The sequence below is a fragment of the Skermanella sp. genome, assembly GCF_059503625.1.
In genome coordinates this window covers 1-11,124 of sequence record NZ_JCACHA010000715.1, presented here as the reverse complement: position 1 = coordinate 11,124, position 11,124 = coordinate 1, and the positions used below count along the sequence as shown (strand labels likewise).

Sequence of the window (11,124 nt, the reverse complement as noted above, 5' to 3'; positions counted from 1 at the left end):
CAACCGGGCGCTTTCGGTGATCTCCATCGAAAGATTGCCGGCGAGATCGCGGTTCTCGTCCAGCATTGCCAGCAGCAGGCGGATGAACAGGGAGTTGTCCAGGGAGCGGCCGGACAGATTGACAGCCAGCCGCAGGGGCGAAACGCCGGGACCGTTCGGCGTCGACCTCATCGTCGAAACCGCACGGGTACATACCGCGATATCGAACTTTTCGATTACGCCGATTTCTTCCGCGAACTGGACCTTCTCGAACGGGCTGGAGCCGTCCGCAAATCGCGCAAGGACTTCGAAGTGGTGCAGCGAACCGTTGGCCAGTTCGACGATCGGCTGAAAGGACAGGTCGAACTTCTCTTCACGGATGACCGTGGCGAAGTCGCTCATCCTTTGCAGGGCACTGCTGACCATCTGCTCGAAGGTCTGGCTGACCGATCCTGGCAGCTTGGCGTTCGATCCCTGGGAAGCGAAACGGTTGACCGCGAATCGAACCGCCTGCACAAGTTCCTCGCGGCCGAGGGATTCGGCGTCCAGATCGACATGATGGGCACTGATCCCAAGGTCGATGCCGTTGCGGACGCCTTCTTCGGTGATGTCTGCCAGTCCCTTCCGCAGACTGAGATCGTCGCCGTTATGAGCGATGCCGAAGCGGGTCTCGCTGAGCCGAGCGGCGGCGTTGTGACCGGCAGCCGAATTCTTCAGCAATATGCTGATCCGCTGTACCAGCGTCTGGCACATCTCGGGATTGCTCCGAGCCAGCGCCACCAGCCCCGGAGCGTCCAGGAATGTCAGGGCCGCACCCGCTTCGCTCGCCGCCTGGGTCGCCTTGACGAAGTCGTCTATGCTTGTCGTGAGCGGTCTTTCCGTCTCTCCTTCTCCCGGAAGCGCCGTCAGCACGCAGGACAGCCATTGGTCCTGTCCCGACAGCCGGCAGGCGCTGAGGGCAGCGTGACGCTGTGGGCTTCCGCTCGGTGTCGCCATGCGGACTGTCAAAGGTCCGCAACGCCCCTGCGGCCCCAGCCCCGCCACCATCGCCCGTACCGGATTGTGATCGGCGGCATCGAAGAGATCGAGCCAGTTCCTGCCGACAAGAGTGTCTTCACGCCTGTCGGTCAGGGTCTGAGCTGCTCCCATTGCAAAGCTTATCTCACCCGAGACTCCAACCTCGATCAGAAGATCAGCCGCAGCAAAAGCGAAAGAGACGAATCTCTTTAGGTGTCTACTCATCGATCGTTCTCGGTCCACAGGACTCACAGTTTAGTGAAGGGATCTTGCCTGCAGAAGTTAAAGAATGTACCAGCGTTTTCTTATGTATTTGGTTCTAAGCTTCTTAGCATAGGCGGTGAGAGCTTGAGAGGTGGATCTGACGAAGTGTCAGGGAGTGAAGTTTTCGGCTGGCTGACGTGCCGGTAAACTCAAGCCGGCCTTTCAAACGATGCCAATTAACCTTTTCAAGTTCCCGGAGACCAGACTTCGGAGCGGGAAGGGTTGTTTCATCCAAGATAGACCATCCAGTCCATTGGCATTGTCGTCCGGTTATCGGGAGTTCAGCGGAACCGCTACGTGAACGCCCGCATATGCGCCGGATGTGCCGGACCGGTGCATGTCCCTTATCTACCGGCGCGACACCGGAGACACCTATGACACCGCGTACACTGCCCTTTGACGCCAAGCTTCGAACGAGCCGCGAAGCGGGCTGGATGGCGGGACGTGCCGCGAGATCGATCCGATGGATCGCCCTGCTCGGACTCTGCTCCGCCTATCTTCAAGGCGGGCTGAACAAGGCGACCGACTTTGGCGGCGCCATCGCGGAGATGGAGCATTTCTGGATGCCGCGGCCCAGGGATGGAGAACTTTCAAGTTGACCCAGAGTACCGAGCACGTAGCCCCGCGGGCGGAACCAGCCCCCTCTTCCGGCAGCTTCGCGCCGCTTCGCCAGACCGTCTTCGCCGTGCTGTGGGCGGCTACGGTGCTGGGCAATACCGGCAGCTTCATGCGCGACGTCGCCAGTTCCTGGCTCATCACCGACCTGTCGAGTTCTCCGGCGGCCGTCTCGATGATCCAGGCCGCCGGCACATTGCCGATCTTCCTGCTGGCGATTCCAGCCGGCGTGCTGTCGGACATCCTCGACCGGCGCAAGTTCCTGATCGTCATCCAGATCATGCTGGCATCGGTCAGCGGCACGCTGATGGTGCTGTCGTATTCCGGCCAGTTGACGGTCAGTTCCCTGATCGCGCTGACCTTCGTCGGCGGCATCGGTGCTGCCCTGATGGGACCGACTTGGCAATCGATCGTTCCGGAGCTTGTGCCCAAGCGCGACCTGAAGAACGCGGTCGCCTTGAATTCCTTGGGCATCAACATCGCGCGGTCGATCGGACCGGCGGCCGGCGGTCTGATCCTTGCCTCGTTCGGAGCCGCCATCACCTATGGCGCCGACGTGCTGAGCTATGTCTTCGTCATCGCGGCGCTGGTCTGGTGGCGCCGGGCTCCCAATGCCGAGGACGCCCTGTCGGAACATTTCTTCGGGGCGTTCCGAGCTGGTCTGCGCTTCGCACGGGCCAGCCGCGAACTCCATGTCGTGCTCTTCAGGGCTGCCGTCTTCTTCGCGCTGGCGAGCGCCGTCTGGGCGCTGCTGCCGTTGGTCGCCCGGAACCTCCTGGAAGGCGATGCCGGGTTCTACGGCATCCTGCTGGGTGCCGTCGGAGCCGGCGCCATCCTGGGAGCGCTGGGATTGCCGCGCCTGCGGCAGCGGCTCGACGCGGACGGCCTGCTGCTGCTGTCCGCCGTCGTCACCGCCTTGGTGATGGCGGTGCTGGCGCTGTCGCCGCCGAAGTGGCTGGCTGTCGCCATCCTGCTTCTGCTCGGCGCCGCCTGGATCGTGGCCTTGACGACCTTGAACGGAACCGCCCAGGCGATCCTGCCGAACTGGGTGCGCGGCCGTGCGCTGGCGGTCTATCTGACCGTGTTCAACGGTGCGATGGCGGCGGGAAGCCTCGCATGGGGTTTGGTGGCGCAGAAAGTGGGCATTCCCGCAACGCTCCTCGGCGGTGCGGCGGCGCTCGTGGTCGTCGGCTTCCTCCTGCACCGGGTCAAGCTGCCGACGGGAGAAACGGATCTGGTGCCGTCCAACCATTGGCCGGAACCGCTTACGGCCAGTCCCATCGAGCATGACCGGGGTCCCGTGCTGATCCTGATCGAGTACAAGGTGCGGTCCGAGGATCGAACCGCGTTCCTTCACGCGCTGGATACCCTGTCCGAGGAGCGCCGCCGCGACGGCGCCTACGGCTGGGGCGTTACCGAGGATTCCGCCGATCCGGAGAAGATGCTGGAATGGTTTATGGTGGAGTCCTGGGCGGAGCATCTCCGGCAGCACAGGCGCGTTTCCAACGCCGATGCCGACCTTCAGCAGGAGGTCATCCGGTTCCATGTCGGCCCTGACAGGTCGCTGGTCCGGCATTTCCTGACCGTGGAGAAACACCGGCGTCATGCCGGTAGGAAAGCCAGGGATTGATCGGTTTTCCTACCGGCATCGCCGTCGCAGACGGCGTCAGGCCCTGACGAGCAGCGCCAGGGGGAAGTTGCTCAGGAGCTTGCCCGCCGTCAACACGGCACCTTCTTCGCGGGTTTCGGCGTCAATTACCGCTCCGGTCAGCAGGTTTTTCCAGCGGCCGGAGCCTTCTCCGGTGACCGACGCCGGCAGCGTCACCACCGTGTCGCCCCAGCCGAGCCGATTGCCGGACTCGTCCTCAAGGCGTGCGACCAGACGCGGCACCGCGACGATGACGCCGTCACTTTCATGGATGCGCGCGAAGGCGCAGATCTGCTCCGACTTTTCCCCCTGGGCGGTCAGTGCCTCGTAGCCGCCGAAGGCGAAAAGCTCGGGCTTTTCCTCCCGCAGCTTCAGGGCCTTCAGGGTCACCGCAAGCTTGACGACGCCGTCCTGCCAGTGATCCATGAATCCTGGCAGGCTGGCAGGATCGGTTTCAAGCTCGCCCTCCACCTGCTCCAGCGCCCGTTGGTGGGTTTCGTAGTCAACGGGCAGGCGGTTGTCGGGATCGACCAGACTGAGGTTCCACATCTCGGAACCCTGGTAGATGTCCGGCACGCCGGGGACGGTCAGTTTCAGCAATGCCTGGGCGAGGCCGTTGAGCGCTCCCAGCTTCGCTATCTTCGCCTGGAAGGGGACGAAGGCTTCCAGGAACGGGTTGCGGCGCGTCACGTCCAGGCATTCGTGCAGGAAGGCGATGACCGCGTCCTCGTATTCCGTGTTGGGCGCGGCCCAGGTCGAATGGACCTTGGCCTCACGGATCGACTTGATCATTGCGCCTTCGACACGTTCGATATAGCCCTTCAGCAGCGATGCATCCGGTTGCGTGACGTTCGTCAGTTCGGCAGGCCACGACCCGATCAGGAGCTGGTAGAGCAGGTATTCGTCGTTTTTGTCGGGCGGTGCGGTGCCGGCCATGTCGCCGCGCCGGGCACGGACCATCCGGCTCCAGGTCTTGATCTGGCGCTCCCACTCGTCCGGCATCTCGGACAGGACGTTCAGGCGCGCCCGTGTATCCTCGCCCCGCTTGGTGTCGTGGGTGGAGGTGCCGAGCATGGCATGGGGCCAGCGCCGCGCCCGCTCCAGGTTGGCGTAGTGGAACGCGCTGACGGTGACGCCGAACATGTCGGGATGGCCGCCGACCTCGTTCAGCGAGACCAGCCGGTTGTAGCGGTAGAAGGCGGTGTCCTCCAGCCCCTTGGCCATCACCGGTCCGCTGTACTGCTGGACGCGCATCGCCAGCCGGATCACGGCGAACCGGCTGTAGCCGCTGCGCGGCTCGGCCACCAGATCGCCGGTCAGCAAGGCTTGCAGGAAGTCGAACACGCTGGGGTCTGCCGCATCGACCGCGCGCCGCGCCTGGGCGATCGCCCAGTCGATGTCGCGCCGGTCGCTGTCCGCCGGCGTCGAGCCGTCGATATAGGTCCGGTAGACCGGGAAGCGGGCGACGATCTCCTTCAGGGCGGAATGAAGGATGTTGTTGGTGAAATCGGCCGTCCGCCAGTTGGAGCGGGCGACGCGGGCGGCGTCGCGGGCGAGCACGTTCAGCTCGCTCGCCATCTCGTGCTCCATGATCCTGATCTTGCACTCGTGGACGATGTCCTCGAACGGCTGGGTCAGGCCGGTGAAGTCGGAATAGATGCGGCTGAAGGCCTCCTCGTTGGCGGCATCCACGAACAGCCCGCCGACGAGGTTGGTGAACTCGTAGCCGGTCGTCCCCTCTATCGGCCAGTCCTCGCGCAGGCGTTCATGGTGCGCCAGGATCTTTTCGACGACGAGATAGAACGGCTTCGGCGCCTTTTCGCGCAGGCGGATGCAGTAGCCCTTGGGATCGACCAGCCCGTCGATATGGTCGATCCGGATGCCGTCCAGCGTGCCGTCGGCGACAAGGTCGAGCACGAGGCGGTGAGCCAGATCGAACAGTTCCGGCTGCTCCATGCGCAGTCCGGCCAGTTCGTTGATGTTGAAGAAGCGGCGGTAGTTGATGTCGTCGGCGGCCACCTTGAAGTAGGCAGCCCGCCAGTTCTGCTGCTGGATCAGGTCGTGCAGCGGGCGGAAGCTGTCCGGCTTGCCCGGCGTGCCGGTGAATTTCGCGATGCCGGTCTCGATGGCCGCGGCGACATCGGGCTTCTCGGCGACGAGGCTCGCCAGCTCGGCCTTCAATTCCTGGGCGCGGCGCTCGACATGGGGGCGGAAGGTGGGAAGCGCGCCGAAGGCGTCGCCCAGCTTCTCCAGGTCGGCTTGGTCGTGCCCCAGGATCTCCGCATAGTTCAGCGGGCAGATCGGCAGTTTGTGGGTGTCATAGGCCCAGACCGCGAAGCTGCCTTCCGCCGCGTCGAACTTCAGGACCAGATTGCCGTCTTCCAGCACCTTGCCGTACTGATCGCCCAGGAACGGGATCAGCAGCTTGCCCTGGAGGAAACGGCGGTCGGGGTCCCAGTCGATATCCATGTAGCCGGCATAAGCCGAGTCCTGGCCCCATTCCAGGATGTTCAGCCACCATGCATTGTCCGATCCGCCGACGCCCATGTGGTTCGGCACGAAATCGACGATCTGCCCCAGTCCGGCCTCTTTCAGGCTGGCGACCAGACGGCGAAAGCCTTCCTCGCCGCCCAGTTCGGGATTGATGGCGTTGTGGTCGACGATGTCGTAGCCGTGCGTGCTGCCCGGCCGGGCCTTCATGTAGGGCGAAGCGTAGAGGTGGCTGATGCCGAGCCGGGCCATGTACTTGGTCAGGCCGGCGGCGGCATCGAACTGGAAGTCCTTGTTGAACTGAAGACGGTATGTCGCGCGCGGAACGGGAATGCCTTCGGCGGTCTTCAGGCCGGGGGTTCCTTGGGGAGAATTACTCATGGTTGTCAGCCTATCGAGCAGGGGAAACGGGCGGGCGGGCATCCCGGAAGATCCGTGCCAGCGCGACAACGCGCGGGTTCGCGGTTAGTTCCTCCAGACTCAACGACTGCTTGCGCCGCCAGTTCGGGTGCTGGTCGGTGGTGGCGGGCAGGTTGACCTGATCGGGTTCGTCGGTCAGTTCGTCGATCTGAACCATTGCGATGGCGGAACGGGTCTGCGCCAGGAACCGGTGGACCGCCTCCGACAGCCCGCCGGCGTAGGGAGAGGTCGCGGTGAAGCCATGGGGCAGTGCGAGCTTCGCTTCCTCCAGGGCATCCAGAAGGGCCTGCTTGTCGCGGCGGCGCAGGTCGCGCTGCTTGTCCGCCTCGCCGTCGCCGGGATAAAGGCCGTGCCGCTGCTTCAGGTCGATGTCGTGCTCTTCCCACCAGCCATGCAGGGTTGCCAGATCGTGGCTGCCCGCCGTGGACAGCGCCAGTTTCGGGTAGTCCTTGGGGCCGACGAACCCGCCGTCCTCTGCGTATTCGAAGAAGACGACGCGGTACGACAGGATGCCGGCCGCCTCCATCTTCTCGCGGAAGCCTTCCGGCACGGTGCCCAGATCCTCACCGACCACGATGCACTGGTTGCGCTGGCTTTCCAGCGCCAGGATGCCGACCATGTCGTCCATCGGATAGGCGATGTACATGCCCTCGGACGCCGGCTTGCCCTCCGGTATCCAGTACAGGTGCTGGAGCGCCATGACGTGGTCGATCCTCAAGCCCCCGGCATGGCGCATATTGGCCCGCACCAGATCGATGAAGCCGGCATAGGCTTCGTTCCGCAAAGCCAACGGATTGAAGGGCGGCAGGCCCCAGTCCTGTCCGGCCGGGTTGAACAGGTCGGGTGGTGCCCCGACATGGGCCGAGACGATCACCACGCCGGGGTTGGCCCATGTCTCCGCCCCTCCGCTGTCGGCGCCGACCGCCAGATCCCGGTACAGTCCGACCGGCATCCCCTTGGACTTCGCCATGGCCGAAGCTTCCGCCAGCTGCTGGTCGGCGATCCACTGGGTCCAGGCCATGAAATCGACATCATGGGCATGCTCCCGGGCGAAATTTTCGACAGCCTGGCTGTCGGGGGCCTGGTAATCCTTCGGCCAAGCCCTCCAGTCCGCCTTGTCCGGCGCGAAGTGACGGCGGAGCGCCAGAAAGCGGCACAGCCGCTCCAGGGGTTCGCCCTGTTCCTTGCGGAAGGCGTCGAATGCGGCTTTCCGGTCGGATGAAGCCCGCTCCTGGAACTGCTGGAACATCACTTCCAGCACCGGCAGCTTGAGCGCCGTCACTTCCGCGTAATCGACCAGCGCCGCTTCGCGGCAGGCCTGGAGCCGGCGCTTGAACTCGGGGGCTTCCGCCAGCAGCCGGCAGCGCTCGCATGTCGCGTATTCCGGGATCTTCGCCGGGTCGATGTTGAGCATGTTCAGGTAGAGCCGGCTTGCCGGCGAGTATGGGCTGGCATGCTCCGGATTGTCGGGGAACATGGTGTGCAGCGGGTTCAGCCCGATCACGCCGGCGCCCATCTCGGCGGCGTCCTCGACCAGCTTCTTCAGATCGGCGAAGTCGCCGATGCCCCAGTCGTCCTGGGACCGCAGCAGGTATAGCTGGGCGGAAATCCCCCAGATGCCGGGGCCTTCGGTCAGCGCGCCGGGCAGGTAGCAGCGGTCCGGCGTGACGATCAGCGGCATCACCACCTCGTCCATGCCGCCGCCCGACAGGCCGAGCCGGTGGTATCCGGGAGGAAGGGCGACGTCCAGCACCAGCCGCCGCCGTTCGATCGCACGGTCCTGGTGGCGGCCGGTACGCAACAGTTCCAGGTCGGAGAACTTGACCGTCCCTTCATGCTCGCGCGCTCCGCCTTCCTCGGCGATGCGCCAGCGCAGGCGGGCACCGCTGGCGGTGAACGACACGGGCACGTCGATCCGGCCGGCACTGGCCTTGACCACCAGCACGGGCGGCAGCGGGTGCGTCAGTTCGGCGTCGTCCAGGGCAGCAAGCCGGCGCTCCGCTTCCTGCTCGTCGGCGGCGGGGTGGCCAAGGACGGTCAGCATGGCGCGCTTGGCTTGCTCGCCGATATGGACGGTTTCGCCGGTGGCGCTCTGGTACTCCAGCTCTATCCCCACCCGCTCCGCCAGCCGGTCCAGCGCCGGGGTTGCGGAAGCGGGCTTGCGGTCCAGCAGTTCCAGCACGCCGCCCAGCGGGATGCCGACCCAGTCCGGCCGGTTCGCCAGCTCGTAGCCGACCTCGTACAACGCCTTCTCGAACAGGAACAGCCTCAGCAGGGCGTCGGCATGGGCGGGGTCCTTAGGATACCCGGCGGCCCCTGGGATAGCCGCCTTGTAAGCCTCCATGAAGGCGCCGGCGACGGCGGCGGTCCAATCGTCGGGCCGCTCCGGCTTGGCGGTCGCCGCGGCGTAGGCGAAGGAGCGCAGCATGCCGGCGACGTCCCGCAGCGGCGAATGCTTCGCCCGGCGCTCCGCCAGCGGGCGCATCGGCTCGCCTTCGAAATCGATGATGAAGAAGTCGCCGCGCGATACCAGAACCTGCCCCAGATGGTAGTCGCCGTGCAGCCGCGTCCGGCAGACCTCCAGCCCCCTGGGGGCCAGATCGTCGAACCGGCGGATCAGTTCGTCGCGGCGGGCCAGCAGGCTTTCAGCCTTCGGACGAACGTCGGGACCAAGCTTGGGCAGTGTCCGTTCCAGCGAATCCAGGGTCTTTCGGGCCATGGTCCGCACCGCTTCGACCCATTCATGCACGGTGGCCTGCGTGACGGGCTCGGGCCGGAAGGCGGGATCATCAGACGGCGCCGCCATCGCGTGGTGCATCTCGGCGGTCCGTTGGCCCAGCTTCCCGACCAGTTTCAGCAATTCGGGATCGGCCGGCGTCCGGGTCCGTTCCAGCACGTATCCCCAGGCGTCTTCCGCGTCGGGAACCAGTGCCTGGACGACGCATAGCGCAGTGGCGCCGCCGCCATCTTCGCCGACACGCTCGATCGATCCCAGCAGGGCAGGGGAGTTGGGGAATTTCGCGACTTCGGTCAGGAAACGTCCAACCTCCAGTTCCGGGTGGGTGCCCTGCTCGAGCTTGCGGAAGCCCTTCAGCATCGCCTTGCCGCCGATGCGGATCGAGGTGTTGGATTGTTCCGTCCGCGACCGTTCGATCGGTTCCACGTCGTCCAGGTCGCCGCCGCTCTGCCGGAACCTCAGGCCGCCGGTCTCCCGCCCTTCCCGCATGCCCTCGACCAGGGCGTTGACGAAGGTGTTGCGGGCGAAGGCGTCGATCAGGAAACCCCGAGGCACCTTTGCCAGGATCGCGGGATCGCCGGCATCCGCCTGATCCTCGCCGACGATCGCCATCGGCAGGAAATAACGCTGCTCGGCGCAGCCGGGCGGGCGGACCAGCAGCGTGGTCAGCAGGACCGGCCCTTCGGCGGTATCGAGCGCCGGCCTGTCGAGTACGGTCACCGCCGGAGCGCCGGCATCCTTGGCACCGTACCAGCGGTGCCGCATCAGATAGGCCGGAAGCACCCGCCTTTGCAGGATATCCAGAGTGTCGCCGCCAAGCGCGGACAGGTCGGAGAGGTCGATGATCGGGATTTGAGCGGCGGACGACGCCATGGGGAGCACCCTTGGTATGAACTGTGTCCGCCCAACCCTTGCAACCCGCCATTGGTTCCTGCCGATCCGTCAAAGGACGAGGCATTCGATCTTGCGCCCGCTTACTACCTCTTCGTTGCTATCGACCTGCGGCCTCCGGCGTTGGAGTGTGCAGGTATGGCGGGTCCTCCGGCTGCGCCTGGGTGTGGGAGGCTTTTTATGACCGATGGCTGCAAGATCCTGATCGTCGAAGATCAGATGCTGATCGCGCTGGATCTGGAGCGGCTGATCGCTGGGATGGACTATCAGGTGTGCGGAATTGCGCGCACCCGGACCGAGGCCTTGCGCCTTGCGGAGGAGCACCGTCCCGACTTGGCCGTCATGGATGTGCGCTTGGCGGATGGCAGCGACGGCATCGCCGCCGCGCGTGAGTTGCGCCAGCGCTTCGGCATCGCGGCGCTTCTGATTTCGGGCCAGATAGACGCGGCCCAGGCCGAACTGGCCGAAGCCTCCAGTTTCTTGCGGAAGCCGTTCGAAGCGCGCCAGCTTCGCCGCGCCATTGCCGACGCGCTCCGCGACCGGCCCGAACCGGTGCCGGAAGCCTAGCGCTCCAGCGTCCGCTCCATACGGTTCGTCTCGCCGCGCAAATCCTGCAACTCACGCCGTCCGAGCGTGTCGAGCTTGCCTTGGCCGTTCAACTGTTCCCGCCTGTTCTGGCTTCCGCGAAGCTGGTCACGGTACAACTCCGCGCGTCCCCGGTCCGCTTGGCTCCGGTCCGGCGGGCCGATCCGCTCGGACGGCGAGGGAAACCGGTAGGGCGCTACGACGTTGCGGTCTGCCGGGGTTTCTGCCAGGGCTGCGCCTAGCGGCAGCAGCGCAGCGGCAATGGCAATGGCAAGAATGGTTTTCATGGAAATCATGTAGGGCCGGTTCCCGCCTGAAACCAGTGCGGGCCAAGCGATCGCGCTCAGATCTGCTTAAGTATTGTGCAGATTGTGATTAAAGACTGCTGCGATTGTCATGTACTGAACATTGACTACCATAGAACTTTTCATTAATTTTATTAAAATAGTTTCACATGGGAATTAGTTGGCGCAGGTGA

The 11,124-nt window shown here is 64.8% G+C and carries 7 protein-coding genes; 3 read left to right on the top strand and 4 right to left on the bottom strand.

Annotation, left to right across the window (positions count from 1 at the left end):
- Window positions 1-1,128: EAL domain-containing protein (locus tag AC5JJ6_RS24010; protein ID WP_496044477.1), on the bottom strand; the 1,128-nt coding region annotated here is incomplete at its 3' end.
- 506 nt (window positions 1,129-1,634) lie between these two features.
- Here AC5JJ6_RS24010 and AC5JJ6_RS24005 point away from each other — a divergent pair.
- Together AC5JJ6_RS24005 and AC5JJ6_RS24000 are read left to right on the top strand one after the other, a co-directional pair.
- Window positions 1,635-1,859, top strand: coding sequence for a hypothetical protein (locus AC5JJ6_RS24005; protein ID WP_496044476.1), 225 nt, complete (start codon window positions 1,635-1,637; stop codon window positions 1,857-1,859).
- Window positions 1,856-3,505 (top strand): MFS transporter, encoded by a 1,650-nt coding sequence (locus AC5JJ6_RS24000; protein WP_496044475.1) that lies wholly within the window; start codon window positions 1,856-1,858, stop codon window positions 3,503-3,505. The genes AC5JJ6_RS24005 and AC5JJ6_RS24000 overlap by 4 nt, the downstream gene beginning before the upstream one ends.
- 36 nt (window positions 3,506-3,541) lie before the next feature.
- Here AC5JJ6_RS24000 and treY read toward each other — a convergent pair whose 3' ends face one another.
- Together treY and malQ are read right to left on the bottom strand one after the other, a co-directional pair.
- Window positions 3,542-6,394, bottom strand: coding sequence for a malto-oligosyltrehalose synthase (gene treY / locus AC5JJ6_RS23995; protein ID WP_496044474.1), 2,853 nt, complete (start codon window positions 6,392-6,394; stop codon window positions 3,542-3,544).
- A gap of 10 nt (window positions 6,395-6,404) precedes the next feature.
- The gene (malQ, locus tag AC5JJ6_RS23990) at window positions 6,405-10,043 is read right to left on the bottom strand and encodes a 4-alpha-glucanotransferase (protein ID WP_496044473.1); all 3,639 of its coding nucleotides are present in this window, start codon (window positions 10,041-10,043) and stop codon (window positions 6,405-6,407) included.
- Window positions 10,044-10,241: 198 nt separating this feature from the next.
- Here malQ and AC5JJ6_RS23985 point away from each other — a divergent pair, with 198 nt between their 5' ends.
- The gene (locus AC5JJ6_RS23985; RefSeq protein WP_496044472.1) at window positions 10,242-10,628 is read left to right on the top strand and encodes a response regulator; all 387 of its coding nucleotides are present in this window, start codon (window positions 10,242-10,244) and stop codon (window positions 10,626-10,628) included.
- Here the strand turns inward: AC5JJ6_RS23985 and AC5JJ6_RS23980 are convergent.
- The gene (locus tag AC5JJ6_RS23980; RefSeq protein ID WP_496044471.1) at window positions 10,625-10,942 is read right to left on the bottom strand and encodes a hypothetical protein; all 318 of its coding nucleotides are present in this window, start codon (window positions 10,940-10,942) and stop codon (window positions 10,625-10,627) included. The genes AC5JJ6_RS23985 and AC5JJ6_RS23980 overlap by 4 nt on opposite strands.
- Window positions 10,943-11,124 lie beyond the last annotated feature (182 nt).